The sequence below is a fragment of the Psychrobacter sp. M9-54-1 genome, from assembly GCF_016613355.1.
GTDB classification, from domain to species: Bacteria; Pseudomonadota; Gammaproteobacteria; order Pseudomonadales; family Moraxellaceae; genus Psychrobacter; species Psychrobacter faecalis.
Window position 1 is genome coordinate 55,279 of record NZ_JADGFW010000003.1, and the last position, 18,152, is coordinate 73,430.

General features: G+C 43.8%; 15 protein-coding genes and 1 tRNA gene. 6 read left to right on the top strand and 10 right to left on the bottom strand.

Going from position 1 to position 18,152, the window contains the following annotated elements; all coding sequences use genetic code 11:
• The first annotated feature begins 1 nt into the window (after position 1).
• The 4 genes from pcaF (at position 2) to IQ457_RS00990 (ending at position 4,563) form a co-directional block, all read left to right on the top strand.
• Entirely contained in the window at positions 2-1,237 is a 1,236-nt protein-coding gene (gene pcaF, locus IQ457_RS00975; RefSeq protein WP_200661754.1) for a 3-oxoadipyl-CoA thiolase, read from the top strand.
• A gap of 82 nt (positions 1,238-1,319) precedes the next feature.
• Positions 1,320-2,099 carry a 3-oxoadipate enol-lactonase gene (gene pcaD / locus IQ457_RS00980; protein ID WP_102076543.1) on the top strand — a complete coding sequence of 260 codons (780 nt, stop codon included), beginning with the start codon at positions 1,320-1,322 and terminating at the stop codon, positions 2,097-2,099.
• Between the two features lie 274 nt (positions 2,100-2,373).
• Complete coding sequence (locus IQ457_RS00985) at positions 2,374-3,738, top strand: MFS transporter (protein WP_102076542.1); 1,365 nt, start codon at positions 2,374-2,376, stop codon at positions 3,736-3,738.
• Positions 3,739-4,029: 291 nt separating this feature from the next.
• Entirely contained in the window at positions 4,030-4,563 is a 534-nt protein-coding gene (locus IQ457_RS00990; protein WP_200661722.1) for a DUF2058 domain-containing protein, read from the top strand.
• A 78-nt stretch (positions 4,564-4,641) separates the two neighbouring features.
• Here IQ457_RS00990 and IQ457_RS00995 read toward each other — a convergent pair whose 3' ends face one another.
• The 4 genes from IQ457_RS00995 to speB all read right to left on the bottom strand — a co-directional run bounded on the left by IQ457_RS00995 (position 4,642) and on the right by speB (position 10,778).
• Positions 4,642-6,141: an aldehyde dehydrogenase family protein gene (locus IQ457_RS00995; protein ID WP_242465308.1), complete on the bottom strand. Its 1,500-nt coding sequence runs from the start codon at positions 6,139-6,141 to the stop codon at positions 4,642-4,644.
• 263 nt (positions 6,142-6,404) lie between these two features.
• Positions 6,405-7,811 carry a YjiH family protein gene (locus IQ457_RS01000; protein WP_200661723.1) on the bottom strand — a complete coding sequence of 469 codons (1,407 nt, stop codon included), beginning with the start codon at positions 7,809-7,811 and terminating at the stop codon, positions 6,405-6,407.
• A 134-nt stretch (positions 7,812-7,945) separates the two neighbouring features.
• The gene (locus IQ457_RS01005) at positions 7,946-9,688 is read right to left on the bottom strand and encodes a 5-guanidino-2-oxopentanoate decarboxylase (RefSeq protein WP_200661724.1); all 1,743 of its coding nucleotides are present in this window, start codon (positions 9,686-9,688) and stop codon (positions 7,946-7,948) included.
• Positions 9,689-9,809: 121 nt separating this feature from the next.
• Positions 9,810-10,778: an agmatinase gene (gene speB, locus IQ457_RS01010; RefSeq protein WP_144296335.1), complete on the bottom strand. Its 969-nt coding sequence runs from the start codon at positions 10,776-10,778 to the stop codon at positions 9,810-9,812.
• Positions 10,779-11,032: 254 nt separating this feature from the next.
• Between speB and IQ457_RS01015 the strand changes: the two genes are divergently transcribed.
• The gene (locus IQ457_RS01015) at positions 11,033-11,932 is read left to right on the top strand and encodes a LysR family transcriptional regulator (RefSeq protein WP_200661725.1); all 900 of its coding nucleotides are present in this window, start codon (positions 11,033-11,035) and stop codon (positions 11,930-11,932) included.
• Between the two features lie 72 nt (positions 11,933-12,004).
• Here IQ457_RS01015 and IQ457_RS01020 read toward each other — a convergent pair whose 3' ends face one another.
• A complete protein-coding gene (locus IQ457_RS01020) occupies positions 12,005-13,795 on the bottom strand; it encodes a potassium/proton antiporter (protein WP_200661726.1) in 1,791 nt (596 codons plus the stop codon).
• A gap of 469 nt (positions 13,796-14,264) precedes the next feature.
• Positions 14,265-15,929, bottom strand: coding sequence for an alpha-keto acid decarboxylase family protein (locus IQ457_RS01025; RefSeq protein ID WP_200661727.1), 1,665 nt, complete (start codon positions 15,927-15,929; stop codon positions 14,265-14,267).
• Positions 15,930-16,189: 260 nt separating this feature from the next.
• Here IQ457_RS01025 and IQ457_RS01030 point away from each other — a divergent pair.
• Positions 16,190-16,264: transfer RNA gene (locus IQ457_RS01030), tRNA-Gly, on the top strand.
• Positions 16,265-16,703: 439 nt separating this feature from the next.
• On the opposite strand, the gene IQ457_RS01035 is transcribed toward IQ457_RS01030, so the two are convergent.
• The 4 genes from IQ457_RS01035 to IQ457_RS01050 are packed head-to-tail and all read right to left on the bottom strand — an operon-like array spanning position 16,704 to position 17,910.
• The gene (locus IQ457_RS01035; protein WP_200661728.1) at positions 16,704-16,922 is read right to left on the bottom strand and encodes a hypothetical protein; all 219 of its coding nucleotides are present in this window, start codon (positions 16,920-16,922) and stop codon (positions 16,704-16,706) included.
• Positions 16,903-17,154, bottom strand: a complete 252-nt coding sequence (locus IQ457_RS01040; protein WP_200661729.1) for a hypothetical protein — start codon at positions 17,152-17,154, stop codon at positions 16,903-16,905. The genes IQ457_RS01035 and IQ457_RS01040 overlap by 20 nt, the downstream gene beginning before the upstream one ends.
• A gap of 3 nt (positions 17,155-17,157) precedes the next feature.
• Entirely contained in the window at positions 17,158-17,412 is a 255-nt protein-coding gene (locus IQ457_RS01045; protein ID WP_200661730.1) for a hypothetical protein, read from the bottom strand.
• 9 nt (positions 17,413-17,421) lie between these two features.
• The gene (locus IQ457_RS01050; protein WP_200661731.1) at positions 17,422-17,910 is read right to left on the bottom strand and encodes a hypothetical protein; all 489 of its coding nucleotides are present in this window, start codon (positions 17,908-17,910) and stop codon (positions 17,422-17,424) included.
• Positions 17,911-18,152: the final 242 nt, after the last annotated feature.

The following is an 18,152-nucleotide window of genomic DNA, read 5'->3' on the forward strand; positions in this document are numbered from 1 at the left end:
GATGACTGATTCAATCACTGGTTTAAATGATGCTTATATTATCGATGCCATTCGCACCCCTTTTGGACGCTACGGCGGCGCTCTAGCACAGATACGCGCTGACGATTTAGGGGCTATCCCTATCAAGGCGCTAATCGAACGTAATACCAATGTCGATTGGGTACAAGTAGATGACGTTATTTACGGCTGTGCTAATCAGAGCGGTGAAGACAACCGCAACGTCGGGCGTATGTCGTCGTTACTAGCTGGCCTACCTTATCAAGTGCCTGCCACTACCGTGAATCGCTTATGCGGCTCGTCAATGGATGCGTTAGCGATAGCGGCACGCGCCATCAAAGCCGGTGAAGCTGATTTGATTATCGCAGGTGGCGTTGAGAGCATGAGCCGTGCGCCATTGGTAATGGGTAAAGCAAATAAACCCTTTGATCGTAGTCAAACGCTTGAAGATACAACCATGGGCTGGCGCTTTATCAATCCAAAGCTTGACGAATTGTATGGCACGGAGACCATGCCGCAAACTGCTGAAAATGTCGCAGAACAATTCAATATCAATCGCGCTGACCAAGATGCTTTTGCCCTACGTAGTCAACAACGGACCGCAGCGGCGCAAAAGGCAGGGTTTTTCAAAGATGAGATTACTCCAGTCAGCATCCCGCAACGCAAAGGCGAGCCTATCACTGTCGATACCGATGAACACCCTCGCGCTGATACCACGCTTGAGAAGTTGACCAAACTGCGCCCTATCGTCACCTCAGATGGCACCGTGACGGCTGGCAATGCGTCAGGTATCAATGATGGCGCAGCGGCTTTTTTAGTGGCATCAGAGCAAGCGGTGAAAAAGTTCAATCTAAAACCGCGTGCACGTATTGTGGCCTCAACTACGGTAGGCGTTGAGCCACGTATTATGGGCTTTGCTCCAGCACCAGCGATAAAAAAACTACTGGTAAAAACTGGACTGTCACTTGATGAGATGGATGTCATTGAATTAAACGAAGCCTTTGCCGCTCAAGCTCTCGCTTGTACGCGTGACTTAGGGTTAGCTGATGACAGCGCGCGCGTCAACCCTAATGGTGGTGCCATTGCCCTTGGTCATCCACTCGGTGCCTCAGGCGCACGTTTAATTTTAACAGCACTCAATCAACTTGAGAAAACTGATAAGCGTTATGCTATTTGCTCGATGTGTATTGGGGTTGGACAAGGCATTGCGATGATTATTGAACGGGTTGTCAACGATTAGATAGTGCTATTCATAAATATCGCTCAAACCACCCACCATTACTACTGCAATGACATTACCATGATTAAAAAGGATAATAATGATGCCCATATTTGACAACAAAGACGTTGCCCTAAACTATGCCACTTTTGGCGATAGCAGCAATCCTGCTCTGATATTTTCTAACTCTTTGGGCACTAGCTATCATATGTGGCAGCCGCAAATCGATGCCTTACAAAACGATTACTTTATTATCTGCTACGATACCCGTGGCCATGGTAAATCTTCCGCACCAAAAGGCCCTTATCGTTTAGATCAGCTTGGACAAGACGTTATTGATTTGCTTGATTATCTAAACATCGATAAAGCGTCTTTTTGTGGCATCTCTATGGGCGGAATGACGGGTCAATGGTTAGCTATCAATTACCCTGACCGCTTCCATCACTTAATGCTTTGCAATACCGCCGCGAAGATTGGCAATGAGGATGCTTGGGTAGATCGGGCAAAATTGGTACGTGAGAAAGGATTAGAACCTATTGCATCGACAGCTGCTTCGCGTTGGTTTACAGCAAGTTTTATCGATGATTATCCAGATGTAGTTAAAGCATTATCTGACGCTCTCGTAGCTGGCAGTAGCGAGGGTTATGCCAGCTGCTGCGAGGCATTATCTGACGCTGATACACGTGAACAGCTAAAAGATATCCGCGTGCCAGTTACGGTGGTTGCAGGTTCTAAAGATCCAGTGACGACGGTTGCCGATGGTCAATATATGGTCGAACACATCCCTAATGCTAAGCTTGCGACTATCGATGCTTCACATATTTCAAATATTGAACAGCCTGACGTGTTCAATCAATTAATCAAACAATATTTTCATGACTAATAGAGTTACGGATACCATCAGATTTTTTAGTAATAAAAAAATAGTCTAACAAATAAGAGCTTAAATCTTTCATTTGGTTTAAGAAAAGCACCTGCATATCTAAAGGATATGTAGGTGCTTTTCTCTTTTACCACATGTCACCGCCCTTTATTAAGTTACGTCAAAATCTATACTTTATAGGTATAAATTAATACTCAGATGGTTTTTGACTTGCTTGATAGAAAACAATAACTTAATAAAGACTTATAGGGATATTACCCACGGAGAAAAAAGAATGGACTCACCTACTTTAAACATCAATAGGGTTATTGATGAAGCCAAATTTGCACCTTTTCACTGGAAAGTCTTATTTTGGTGTTTATTGATTATTATCTTTGATGGCTATGATCTTATTATTTATGGTGTAGCATTGCCCCTACTCATGGAGGAATGGTCATTAACCGCAGTACAAGCAGGTTTTCTTGCCAGTGCTGCACTTTTTGGCATGATGTTTGGCGCCATGATTTTTGGAACACTCTCAGACAAGATTGGACGCAAAAAAACCATTATGATTTGCGTCGGCTTGTTCAGTAGCTTTACTTTTCTTGGTGCTTTTGCTGGTGGTCCAATACAGTTCGCCACTTTGCGCTTTATTGCAGGCCTAGGTATCGGTGGTGTTATGCCTATCTGCGTGGCTTTAACCTCCGAATATGCACCAAAACGTATTCGCAGTACTTTAGTTGCTATAATGTTTAGTGGTTATGCCATTGGAGGCATGGCATCGGCATTATTAGGCTCGTTTTTGGTGGTAGATTTTGGCTGGGAGATTATGTTTTATATCGCTGGCATTCCAATGCTACTTTTACCAATCATTTGGAAAATGTTGCCTGAATCTTTGATGTATTTGGTAAAAGAGAAGCGAGATAAAGAAGCCAAAATTATTGTTAAAAAATTGGCACCGCAAGAAACGATTACCACTTCTACCAGTTTGCTATTGGACGAGCCGACCAAAGGCGATGATGCACCCATTAAAGCCTTATTTCTGAAAAACCGTGGTTTCACTACTATCATGTTTTGGGTCGCTTTCTTTATGTGCTTACTGATGGTGTACGCCCTTGCTAGTTGGTTGCCAAAACTAATGATTCAGGCGGGTTACTCACTAGGTGCAAGCATGCTGTTCTTATTTGCACTCAATATTGGTGGCATGGTGGGAGCTATCGGCGGCGGCATACTGGCTGATAAATTTCATCTTAAACCTGTCTTAGCCATCATGTTTGCCCTAGGCGCTGCGGCGTTGATACTGCTTGGCTATAACAGCCCTCAGCTAGTACTATATACTCTGATCGCGATTGCAGGCGCTACGACTATCGGCTCACAGATACTACTCTACACCTTTGTCGCACAGTATTATCCGACGAGTGTACGGACAACAGCTATGGGCTGGGCATCAGGTATTGGTCGTATTGGTGCTATCGTAGGTCCTATCTTAACTGGCGCGTTACTTACACTAGAGCTAAGCCACCAGACGAACTTTTTGTTTATCGCGATACCAGGATTAATTGCAGCCACTGCTATTTTCCTTGTGAATTTAAGCGCAGCAGTGGATGGCAAAACAAGCAAGGTACAACCAGTAACTTTAGATACGCCTATAGCAACCTAAATCTGACTAAACTCTATTTTTATTTAAGCATTTTTATATTACACCTATATAGCTTTTAGCGTACTCACGATGTGGGTGCGTCTTTTTGACAATTTGAATAAAAGCTTAGCTCTTTATCTTTAAACCTTATGTGAGAGATATTATGTACAATTACTTTTTAAAATTATTCTTTTAAGGCGTAATGAACGATTTTTACGCCAGACTGTGACAGTACTGCACAAAATTTGCTACCATAACCTTTTTAAACACTATAATTTCAGATTTAGGCAATTTCACTTAGGTAATACAGACATGGCCAAAAACGCCCTACAAGAACAACTCTTAAAAGCTGGATTGGTGGATAGCAAAAAAGCCAAAAAAATCAGCAAACAGTCGCAGCATGCCAAGCGCACCGGTGACGCATCAAATCTTGAAGCAAAAAAAGCCTTGGCAGACGCTCAAGCCAAAAAAATAGAAAAAGACCAAAAGCTTAATCAAGAAAAACAGCAGATTTTAGAAGAAAAAACGCTAAGAGCCAACGTTATCCAAATGATTAGGCAACATCAAATCACAGAAACGCAGGGTGACATCACTTATCAGTTTGTTGATAATGGCAAAATTAAAAAGATTTATATCTCCCAAAAGCTCTATGATCAAATCGTAGCAGGTCATGTGGTGATTGCACGCTTAGAAGACGATTATGCGCTGCTTCCTCGTCCACTAGCTGATCGTATCAACGCCAAGCTCGAAGGTTTCATTGTGGTGTCGAATGACAAGTCAGAGGTCGAGCTGGCAGAAGATGACCCTTATGCCGCTTATGTTATTCCAGATGATTTGATGTGGTAATCTACTAAACATTAACCAAAATCCCCTGTATAAGATATCTATATAGGGTTTTTTTTGACAGTGCAATAAAAACAGCAATTATGACGGTAGCAAAACATGCTTACTCTTCTGATAAGCAGACAAGCCATCAGCACCCAATTCGCGACCAATGCCACTTTGCTTAAACCCGCCCCAACCTGCTTCAGGTACTACAATTTGCTGCTCGTTAACCCAAATATGACCAGCTTGAATTTGTAACGCCATCTCTAACGCTGCAGTCTCATTAGCACTGACAATAGTCGCTGCCAAGGCATACTTACTATCATTGGCAAGTTCAATCGCCTGCGTATCGTCTGCAAACGTGGTACTGACCAATACTGGTCCAAATACTTCTTCTGTCCATAACTGACTGCTTACTGGCACATTCGTATAAATAGTCGGCGTTGCAAAATATCCTTGACGGTCTAGTATCTCGCCACCTGTTAGGCAAATAAGATTTTCACCAACCGCGATATCGATATACTTTTCGACTTGCGCAAGTTGTTGCGCGCTAACCAATGGACCCATTTGCGTATCGACAGCAAAACCATCGCCTATTTTTAAACTTTCTGTTTTTGTTTTCAGTGCGTCAAATAACGACTGCGCAATGTCTTGATGGACGAACAGCCTTGAAGTTGCTGAACAAATTTGTCCAGCATTGGTAAAGATACCACCGATGATTAAATCACAAGCATAATCAATATTGGCATCTGCGCGCACTACGATAGCGGACTTCCCTCCCAGCTCTAGACTGATATCCTTGATACCTGTTGCTGCTTGGCGCATTACTTTTTCACCGACGATATTACTGCCGGTAAAAGACACTTTATCAATCAGCGGGTGGCTGGTCATTGCTTCACCTACTTCTGCTGCGCCTGGTAGAATGTTAACCACCCCTTTTGGCAGCTTAATAGTAGACAATATATTGCCCAGCATCAACTCTGGTAATAGTGTCACCTCTGATGGTTTGAGAATAACGGTACACCCTGCCGCCAGTGCGGGCGCTAGTTTCCAGGCGGTGGTCACCATCGGAAAGTTCCAAGGCACGATAAGGGCGCAAATACCAACGGGCGCATAGGTTTTTAATAAGCGGATGCCTGTCTCGTTTGTCTCGACCTTAGACCAAGTCGTCTGCTCGGTGATAAGATTGGCATAATAGCGATAACAATCAATGGCGTCGCTCACGTCTATTTTCGCCTCTGCAATCGGCTTACCATTATTCAATACCGACAACGCAACCAGCTTCTCAAACTGCTGCGCCATCGTATCTGCAATCGCCTGCAGATAACGCGCGCGCTCATTGACGCTGGTTTGCGACCAAGTTGCATAAGCGCGTGATGCGGCATAAGCGGCGCTGTCTACCTGTGCGCTACGACACAAACGAGTTGTAGCAATGACTTCGCCGGAGTTTGGATCATATAAAGCATGTTCACCTACCGAATCAGATGCTGCAATCGTGACCCAATCCCCATCGATATAAGCGGCATTTAACCTAACTTCATTTTTCATGCTTTGCTGAGTGGCGGCTCTCGTTAAGGATAAAGAATTGGTCATTTCCATGATGATTAGTTGCCTTATATTGTTTAATAAAGTTGTCTTTACGCTAACTGTTCGCTGCTTTTTTAATGCCAAATGATGGTTGCAATCATGACTAGGGCGTGTCTTCATTTTAAAAATGGTGATAAAAATGAGATAAATTGCAGTCAAACAAGGAAAATAGCGCCGTTAATATCGGGATATTACCTAGCTATTTGATAAAGTTTGGCAAAATTTAGCCATTTTTAGCCCATTTAGATGTCCATCGATTGAATTGAAGACACGCCTTAATACAATAGATGCGCCACCGACGTAATGACCACCAAGCTAATCAGCGTCCGCAAGATAAAAATCATAAACAGCTCTAAGACGTTCAGCTTGATGTTTGATTTCAATATCAGCGCGCCTACCTCAGACATATAGATAATCTGGGTAATAGAAGCTGCACCAACGATAAAACGCGTCATTTCACTCTCGATACTTTTACCAACCAAGGCTGGCAAGTACATATCGGCAAAGCCCATAATCATCGCCGGTGCCGCCTCTGCTGCCTCTGGAATTTGCAATAATTCAAGTAATGGCACGAGCGGCGCAGAGAGCCAATTAAATACCGGCGTGTATTCTGCCAAACCAAGACCAATGACGCCAATAGCAAAAATCACTGGAATTAAGCCAAAATAAATATCAAATAAGTTCTTTAGGCTATGCTTAAACACTTTCCCTAAGCTTGGCATAGAATGCGCGCGCGTGACGGCACGATTGATCGCCCATTGGTAAGTAGAATACTCAGTAGGGATTTCTTCATCGAGCATACTTTTGCCAGAATGATAAGTGTCAGGTTTTAATGACAGCGGCGGTATACGCGGCATAATAATCGCGGCGATAAAACCAGTTGCAGCAATGGTCAGATAAAAGAAAACAAAGTTGTTATCGACGCCGATGGTTTTGGCAACGACATAGGTAAAGGCGATGGACGTCACCGAAAAGGTGGTGGCAATAATTGCCGCTTCACGCTGACTATAGTAGCTTTTATCATACTCTTGCATGGTCACCAGCAGACCAATAGAGGCGGCGCCAAACCAAGAGGACATCGCATCGACCGCAGAGCGACCCGGTAACCTAAATAACTTAACAAAGACTTTACTAGATAAAGTACCCAAAAACTCCATTAAACCGAAATCAGTCAGAAATGGTAAGGATAAAATGGCAAAAAAGAACAAAGGAATAAGGATAGGAATCAGGTCTTCAAAAATCACCCCGCCGGTATTACGATTGATGATAAATTCAGGGCCGACTTGTAAATAAATCATCCACGCAAACAGTAGGCCCAAAAAGCGGGCAGCAAGCCAAAACCAGTCGACATCAAAAAGCTTTGCCCACATGGAGCCTGCGGGCAGATTGGGTCTTAAAACCTTAACAGCCAGCGCCCCGATAAAGGAAGCCGTTACAATCGCCAATACCGCGTAAACCACATAACTGCCCAGCACTGCTTGCAAGGTATCGGTTAATACGCCCAATAAAATGGTGACTTTGCCATCCCACTGAAAGGGAATAATAAACAGCGCAATACCCAGTGCTGAAAATAGCAAAAACTTCCACATGGAGGCGCGCCAATGTAGTCCTTCTGGCGTGCCTGAAACGATGGTATTGTTGCCTAAGATTGGCTGCTGGGATTTATCGATATAGTTCGTCATTTAATCCTCCTTGATAGGCGACGAGCGCCAATTTTTTCTTTGGCGGCCCAATCTATCCATAGACTGAGCGCATTACGCAAATAGTTAGATAACGTTTTATAAGTTATTTTTAGTACGAATGACGCTTTAGGAAATTAGCTAAAGCAGGTAAAAGTCTTACCCATTTCAAGAAGAAATGTATCGGCTTCATCAACTTCATAAATAATTGGTTGTTTGCCTTTGATGTCTTCTTTTAATGCCTCGAGCAGCTGCTGCTTATCTGTGATTCGACGATAACCGGCGCTAAATCCTGCGGCTAACGGCTCAAAGTTTGGAGTTTTTATATTAACTCCAATCAGTGGCAAGCCGCCCTCTTGCATATAGCGGCGAATCTCACCGTAACCTTGGTTGTTCCATAACAGCACAATTAATGGTAGCTCAAGCTCAGCGGCACAGATTAATTCGGCAATGGTAAATTGAATACCGCCATCACCAATCAGGCTAATAACGGGCGCTTTTGAGCCAATCATGGCACCAATCGCAGCAGGCAAACCATAACCTAAGGTGCCAAAGCCCGTCGACGAGTTAAACCATCGACGCGTAGCTAAAGCTTCAAAGCCAAGATTGCCGCTATAAACAGGCTGGGTTGAATCGCCAACGAAGATAACGTCTTTTACTTCATCTCGAATCAGCTGTAGCAGCGCGTTTTGACCCGCAAAATCTGGTGTCATTTCTTCTATCAACGCTTGCTTTACCTTTGCTACTCGCGGTGCTGCTTGATGATGCAGCGGTTGATTTTCTAAGCGCGTACATAGACCACTAATAGCCATTTGCGCATCCGACAATAGTGCAATATCTGCTCTAAACGGACGCTGTAATTGCTGAGCATCACAGTCGATACGAATCAACGTGCCATTGATTTTGAATTCACCGTTAAAGAAGACGTCGTAATCAGTCTCACCAAGCTCCGTACCAATCGCCAATACCAAGTCGGCCTCGCTAATGACAGCGCGACCAGCGTCCAATGACTGATTGCTACCCAAACTCAGCGGATGCGCAGGCGGCAGTAAACCTTTGGCATTGATGGTCAAAAATGTCGGCGCATCGATAAGTTCTGACAGTTTTTGTGCGTCATGATTAACATCCACGCAGCCACCACCATAAAGTAAGACTGGATTTTTTGCCGTTTTTAAGGTTTCAGCAATCAAATCTAATTGTGCAGGGTGAGGAAGTGGTTTGTTTGCTTGTGGTTGCGCCAAAATATTATTAGCAGATTGGCTGTTTAGAGAAGTATCTAGCTTATTTAGTTTAGGCGGCTTGGCGACATGGCGGGCATCAGCGGTAATCACATCAATGGGCAGCTGGATATGCACCGGCCCTGGACGCGCGCCATTAAATAACGCAAAAGCTTCGGCGATGACTTTGGGTAATGACTCAGGCTGCCAGATAGTTTTACTCATAAGCGCCACCTTACTGACCATACCTTGCTGGTCATGCAGCTCATGTAAATGCCCTTCACCGCTGCCGGTATGCTGCACTTTATTGACACTAGATATCACCAGCATCGGTATAGAATCCGCCAATGCTTGCGCCATCGCCGTCATGATATTGGTCATGCCGGGACCAGTGATGATAAAACAAACCCCCACTTTACCAGACGCGCGGTAATAACCATCCGCCATAAAGCCTGCACCTTGCTCATGACGCGGTGTCACGTGGCGGATATTGGTATTGGGCAGGCCACGATATAGCTCGACCGTATGTACGCCCGGAATACCAAATACCGTCTCCACCCCGTAATATTCTAACCACTGAACAAGCAGCTCACCACAAGTTAGAGATGAGGCAGTTGGCGCGGAATTTGGCAATGAAGAAGGCGTTTGCAGAGAATGCGTCATGAGTTAATCATCCTAAAAAAATTCAATAGCAAGTAAATAAGTCGTTCAGTATCAAATCCAAGCTAAACCTAAACTGACCTTTAATTTTTTGTAAAGAGCAGTTTAGGTTTATAAGTTATTCTTAATAAATGGCTTTAACTTTATCGTCATAGCGCACGCCCGGTAGGATACATAGCATTTCAAATAGCAGGTTCGCGGCTAGTACCGAAGTATTGCCAAACGGGTCATACGGCGGTGACACTTCTACTAAATCGCCACCAACTACGTCAAGTCCACGCATACCGCGAATGATTTCGATACCTTGCGTTGACGTCAGGCCGCCAATTTCAGCGGTGCCCGTACCGGGTGCAAACGCCGGATCGATGCCATCGATATCGAAACTTAAATAGACAGGGCCGTCGCCTAATTTTTCGCGCACTTCTGCCATGAGTGGTGTCAATGATTTATACCAGCACTCCTCAGCAGGCACGACGCGAAAGCCTTGCTCGGTTGACCAATCAAACTCTTCGGCGCTATAACCCGTGCCACGCAGACCAATCTGAACGACGCGATTGCCATCGATAAGGTTCTCTTCGACAGCTCGGCGGAACGGCGTACCATGGGCGATTTGCTCGCCAAACATCTCATCATTAATATCGGCATGGGCATCGATATGTACCATCCCAACAGGGCCATATTTTTTGGCGAGCGCGCGCAAAATAGGCAAGGCAATCGTATGATCACCGCCTAACGTTAAAGGAATAGCGCCATGGCTAAGGATTTTATCGGTATAGAATTTCTCAATAATATCGACGCTTTTTAGCAGGTTGAAAGTATTGATAGGCACATCGCCAATGTCAGCGACTTGTAAAGATTCAAAAGGCGCGGCACGAGTGGCGACATTATAAGGGCGAATCATGCGTGATTCATCGCGAATCTGTCTCGGACCCAATCTTGCACCGCTACGGTTTGAGGCGCCAATATCTAAAGGCACCCCAACGAATGCTACATCTAGCCCTTCAGCATCGGCTTGGGTTGGTAGGCGCATCATAGAAGCGAAGCCGCCAAATCTTGGCATGTCGTTGCCACTTAGTGGTTGGTTAAATTTCATCACTTACATCCTTGTATCGATTGGTCAAAACAGACAATTTGTCTATATTACTTTTTATCTATATTACTTTTTGTCTATGCCGTTTTTTCTATAGCTCTGACAATACCTAAATACCAGAGGCGAGACCATGGTAAAATTCAGAAGTAAACTTCTGGTTTTTCGTAGTAACTTTGATTTATTCGTTATTTGTAGAAGTTTTATAAAAAATCTGGTTAAGACAGATTAAGATAATAGATATGGGAACATGACCTTTAATGCTAGATGAATTGATAAAAATTGATATCAAGACCTTGCGCAGCTTTATGGCCATCGTAGAATGCCAAGGCGTGACCGCCGCGCAGTCACGCTTAAATGTCACCCCGTCTGTCATCAGCGGTCATTTAACCCATTTAGAAGATCGTTTGGGTATGACGCTTTGTCATCGCGGGCGCGCGGGTTTTAAGCTCACCGAAGACGGCGCAGCAGTTTACGAGGCGTGCTTAAGCTTTAATGAGGCAGTGGCCAGCTTTCAACATCAACTACACTATATTCGGCAGCTAGATTCAGTACGCGGCGGTCATATTCGATTATGTCTTATCGATCAGATGCCGACGGTTTTTTATGATGCGTTACGTCAGTGCTTGGCTGCGAGCTATCGTAATAATCCACTGATACATTTTTCTATCGATGTGCAAAGCCCTGAGAGTATGCTTGATAAGTTACTTAGCAATGAAAGTGATATTGGCGTGGGTTATTTTGGCAGCTTCCCGCCTCTATTGAATTTCCAACCAGCATTTATCGAAAAGCAAGTCGTCTGCTGTGGACACGAGCATCCGCTGTTTTATGAAGCAGACGGTTTAACCTTTGAGGACTTGGAACAAAACTATCCTTGGATAAAACGGGGTTATATTACTGACCTAAGTATCAACCACGTCCGTCCAAAAACGTTAAGTGCCACCACGTACCATATGGAAGCGACTGCACAGCTGATCTTGGCGGGTCATCACGTCGGCTACTTGCCCAATGATTTAGCCAAGCGTTATGAAGAAAAAGGAATGATGAAAATACTGTTGCCCAATGAAGCAGGTTACGAGGTCAAGCACCATTGGGCCTATCGAGAAAATCTGCATAAGCACGTCGCTGATTTTTTACAGCAAATGACTGGGCTTTTATAGAGTGACAAGCATTTAATGGATAATAATAAAAAATAACGATAAACAGTCATGGCAAAAAATAACCATAAACAGCTACCCCGCTTTGGGTAGCTCTTCACGTTTTAAACCAATCGTTCTAAGTTTGCCTTTATCATCGACTTCTTTGATGACCAGTGACCATTCATCATTAATCGCCACCGTATCGCCCGATACCGGCGCCATATCTAGGTTACCTTTGACGTATTCAGCAACCGTTTGCTGCCACATATTTTTTTCGTTATCTTCTGGTTTGGACTTAAGCTTATCGACCAAAGATTCAGAGGTCATGACACCAGTAAAAAACGGCAAATCGCCCAGCTTAACACTCGGTGATAGGAGCCAATCGCCATAAAAATCATCGATAGCTTTGCGGTCTAAGGTGGTGTCATTAAAAATCCGCGCAATTTGGCTGGCATGATTGCCGCGCATCGCATACCAAACGCTATCACCAAATTTTAGCTTAGTGTCTTCGTCGACAATGACAATCTGCTGACCGCGTACCAAGGCAAACACACTAATTTCATCAGGGTTAACGTGGTTAGAAATGCTTTTTGGATGACGTCCAATCGCAAACGCCCCAGATTTTACTTGAAACTGATATAAAGTAATACTTGCCTTGTCCGATACCCAAACCTCATGCTTCTCTTCGGGGTCTTTGTTATTGGGAATGCGTACTTTAAATAAATCCGCCATAAAGGGAATGGTTGTGCCTTGCAAAATCAAGGATAAAACTACTACGCCAAAGGCAATATCAAACAGCATAAAGGCGCCGTCAATACCCGCCATTACGGGCAAAATAGCAAGGGTAATCGGTACGGCACCGCGCAAGCCAACCCAAGAAATAAAACCGATTTCTCGGTCTTTAAACTTAAAGGGTTTCACGCTGCTGTATACGGCGATAGGACGAGCAATTAAAATCATAAAGGCGGCAATCGCAACCGAGTAATACCAAACATTAATGACGTTTGATGGCGTCACCAACAGACCCAGCACCACAAATAAGACGGCTTGCGATAGCCACGCAAAGCTGTCCATCACGCGCATGACATGCTCGGTTGAGCGCACTTTATGGTTGCCTATCAGCACGCCAGCCAGATAAACCGCCAAAAACCCACTACCACCGATTAAATTGGTCGCCGCAAACACTGCCAAGCCCGCCGACAATATCAAAATGGCATACATGCCTTCTGCCAAATGTATCTTCGGTAATAGCCTTGCCAATAAATAACCAAATAATAAACCCATACCGAGGCCGAAGCTAAGCTGCTGTAATAGCAAGCCTATAAAGCCCAGTACCGTTTGTCCCTCAGGGTCGACATTTAAAGCAATCAATCCTGTGACCAATAAAATGGCTAGTGGATCGTTGGCACCAGATTCGAGCTCCAACGTCGCTTGTACACGGTCGTTAAGTTTAACCCCGCCATTACGCAGCAATGAAAATACCGCTGCCGCATCGGTCGAACCGACAATAGCTGCCATCAATAGCCCAAAGCGCCAATCGACATCGAGTAGCCACGTGACAAAGACGCCCAGTATCATGACCGTTGCCAGCACTCCCCACGTGGCAAGAGTAATAGCAGGTCTTAGCCCCACTCGAAAAGATTTAAAGGAGGTGCGCAGTCCACCATCTAACAAAATACAAGCCAGCGCCGCCTGCCCGACAAAGTTAGCAAGACCATATTGAGAGAACTCAATACCCAAGATACCTTCTTCACCGGCGAGCATGCCCACGACTAAAAACAACAATAATAGCGGCACGCCCAAACGCGCCGACAAGGTACTTGCCATGATACTGGCAAAAATTAAAACTGCTCCTACGAAATACAGGATATTTAAGGTATCCATCTTTTTTAAGCCCTATTTTTAATCATTATTATGTAAGTGTGTCCTTTAGCTTTTCTAGCGTACTTGTTGCAAAAGCTTCAAATTGAAATGCTCTAAATTAAACAGTCTTATTGTAGTTTTCTTAACTGTAAAAACTCCCTTTATAAAAGCCTATTCTATTGTATAACATAGAATCCTAACGGTAGTTTGTGTTAAGCGTCGTACGCCTGCAATTCCTATAGAAAATATTCACTATTGGCTCTTTATTTGTTCAATCATAAAGGCTTTTAGCGTCGCTATAAACCTTAGTCTAAGAATATTAGAAAGCAAATTAATAACCTGCCTTTTCATCATCAAAAAAGCCCTACTTAGCATAATGCCAAATAGGACTTTTCTGTTTTATAAGTGCTCAGTGTTTTTATAAATGCTTAATCATTATTAATGGTAAATGATAAATACTCATGCAAATTATAAAATTATATTACTTAGGCTATTTTGGTTTAAGGGCAGCGCTGATATCAGCCAATAATGGTGGGATATCGTGTTTATCTGTCATCACTTCTAACATCACCAGCTTATCTTTGGTGGCCGCTGCTTTCTGGAGCGCTGCTTTTAGTTCGCCAGCGGTTTCTGCTTTAAGGATTAAGCTATTTTCTTCCGTCGCGCCAAAGGCTTTTGGCATCATTTGCCAGTCGCACTTAGGAATATCATTATAGCGCTGATTTTCACCATGAATCGCTCGCTCAACGGTATAGCCGTCATTATTAATCAGGACAATAACCGGATTGATGCGCTCTTTAATCATTACCGCGATTTCTTGAATGGTTAATAAAGCCGAGCCGTCACCAATCAATAAGATACTACGCTTATGCGGTGAGGCAATAGCGCCACCCAAACTCGCTGGCAAGGTATAGCCGATTGAGCCCCACATCGGTTGCCCATAAGACGTCACCCCTTCTGGCAGCCGCACATCACTGATACCAAAATACGCCGTGCCTTGGTCAGAAAATACGAGGTTTTTATCATCAAGCGCATCGGCGATGATATGCCACAAGTCATCTTGGCGAATCGGCTCGTCATCCTTGCCGTTTTGCTCATGCGGCTGCATCGCCTTACAAAATTGCTTCGGTACGATATTAACGCCTGAGGTCATGACTTCATGCAGGGTTTGCAGCGCATCTTTGAGCGCAATCGGTGCAAAGTTTTGACCGCTGATAGATGCCCGCTCATAATGCAAATCAACCACAACTTTTTCATCAATATTTTGGCTAAAACCTGCGGTGGTTGTGTCGGTATATTGCACGCCAATTTTAATTAAGCATTCGCAATTTTCTACCGCATCTTTAACCACAGGACGCGATGCCACGCCTGCATAAGTACCTGCCCAACGCTCGCTGTTTTCATCGAGCAAGGTTTTGCCCCATGATAACGTCGTATAAGGGATATCGGTATCAGCGATTAAAGCCTTTAGCTGATTTTGTAATCCCAAACGGTGCACCATCAAATCTGCCATCAGTGTGGTGGTTTTATTAGGTAAAAAATCTATCAATGCTTGCTTAAAGTCTGCCAACGCGGCTTGGCTGGTGATATCTTCTTGGCTATCATCAAGCTTGGTCGTTGGCGGATAAATCGGCATCTTCGCCACATCTGGTGATAACAACAAATAACCGGGACGATGCTTTTTCAGAATAACTCGAATCACACGATCAATCTCAGAGGCAGCGTTATCAGGCGTGATTTGCGCGCGTGCCACGGTGACAGGTTCCACCATTTTAATAAAATGATTAAAAACGCCATCACCCAGGGTATGGTGAATCCGGCGTTTTGAATCTTGCAGAGAGGTACTTGGCGCACCGACCACATGCAGCACGGGTGCGTACTCGGCAAAAGAGCCGGCGGTAGCATTAATCGTCGACAGCTCACCCACGCCAAAAGTCGTCACCATAGCAGCAAAACCACGCTCACGGGCGTAGCCATCAGCAGCATAACCAGCATTTAGCTCATTGGTATTGCCGACCCAGCGCAATTTATCAGACGCAATAATATTATCTAAAAATGTTAAATTAAAATCACCGGGCACGCCAAATATTTCAGTCGCACCCGCTTCAGCGATACGATCGAATAAATAATCCGCGATGGTATATTGTTGACTCATTTTTTATCCTTAATGCTTAAGATTATAAGTATCGATAACTATCCATAAGAATGAAATTTCTTATAAAATGCACACCAGCTTATTTCTTCCATACAAAGCTTTTGGAATACATATTATAATAAACTGTTATAACATAAAACTATGAATGGATGACATGCCTGTTTTGCTAACTTTTACTTTTTTTCGTGTTAGGTGTTGACAGGTAAATAAAACTGCGTATAATACGCCTTCATCAACTGACGATAGTTAATTGATAATTAGCGGGAATAGCTCAGTGGTAGAGCATAACCTTGCCAAGGTTGGGGTCGAGAGTTCGAATCTCTTTTCCCGCTCCAAATACTTAAAAAGCCTCTTAATAGTGAGGCTTTTTTTTGTGCGTAAGTTATTGTTTATAATATAGTTTTCTTAAATTACCTGCTATATGGTAGCCAGTTTGGTAGCCATTTTCATAGTTACCTATGCTTACTGGTGGCCATAGGGCGGTGTGATTGTTCAGGACTTGGCAAGCGGTTACTACCGTTTAAGTAACATTTTTACGTAAGCGAAATTAAAAGTTTAGGGGTTGCCTTTCCGCTTTAACCTTACTTAACTTCTTAACTTGTCTATTTTAACCAGTTGCACGTTGTAGGCTTTGCGCTGGCAGTGATTGCGCTATGCTTAGGGCTTTAACCTATTTTTAAAACGGGTTTTATTTTGCGCGTGGCAATAGGTGGGGTGTCCGTTGGTTCGAGCGTAAATATACCAAACAATACCCCCCTCTAACGTGTCCGAAAACTAACACACTCTATCAGGATTGCGAGCATCAACCGTTTGGATAACAATCTTAACGGGCATTACCTCGCTGTCCTTATCACTATCACCTTTATCTAGCCCCAGTAGCTTAGCTTTGCTCATCGTAGCAGCAACCATAGCAGACGCTTGGCCATTCTCCTTAGCGGTCAATCTAGCATCGTCTAATTCTGTCATCAGGTCATCAATATTCATCTTTTGCATGGCTTATCCTTTGAGTTAGCAACTGGTCATCGTTTGCCAATTCATTCATCAAGTCGCTAATGGTCTGCACCGCATCGGCATTTACGTCTTTTAACTGTGGTCTGTCCATTCCTAGCAGCTTTGCTGTCGTAACTGTCGCTTGTATCATGGCGGTGGGCTTGCGTTCCTCTATCGCCATTTGCCTTGCCTGTTCTAACTGGTCAAGTAGGTCATCAAGCGTTAATCTGCTCATGGTTTAATACTCCTCATCTAATCGCTTACTGATTGCCAGTGCCACTTCAGGCGTTAATGGCTCTGGTGATACACCTGCGATATTAAAAACGACTGGCTGACCGTTATGCGGTGTTACGTCCCTCATGTTATCCATGCCTAGTAACTTGGCTTGGCTCATTGTGGCTGTGACTATGGCGTTTGGTTTGCGATCATCAATCGCTATCTGCTTTGCTGTCTGCAAGTCTGCTATCAGGTCGTTTAAATCAGGTATTTTCATTGCTTAACCTCAACTGGTGCAACCTAGTTTATCGAGTGTTTGCTGCCATATCTTAGCAGTGAGTCTGTCATGCTCATTCACTAGCCTGTCAAACGTCTTTGAGTGCATACCTTTGGGCTTTGAGCCGTTACCGTATGCAATGCCTGATTGCCAACCTAAACGCTGTCTAATGGCATCAGCACGACTGAATAAACGGTCAATAGGTTGCTGTAACTGACTGCCATAGTTTGCACCAATGCAATGACGGCAAACATACAAGCCAGCGCAATATAAGGTCGATGTTCTTTGATAACACTTAGGACAAAGCCACCAGTAACGATGACCGCCATAGTTGCATGATGTTTTTGTTAGCTGAATAGAGTATTGATAGGGTTTGCTGCGATGGGTGTAGCTTACTTCGATACTTTGAGCATTACCTTGTCTTAGCTGCTCACGATAGCGTGAGATAGGTAACTTTAAGTAGTCGTTTAAGCTGTGAGTTGTAGCAAGTGCTGGCATGACTACTTTCACCTGTTATCTAAATCATTAGTTAAATTCATCTTTTCTATAATAGCATGAATATAATTAATCTATGCTTTTCTATACTTAATGATCGTCACGCCTGCCAATATCATTTTATACCTACAAAAAGCTGCTTAAGTTGCTTAAATTGGCTGTAACGTATGAATGGTAAGCGATTGGCTTAAGATAGGCGTTTGCTTAAGTCTGCTTAAGTTGCTTAAGTTCATCTTTAATAGGCT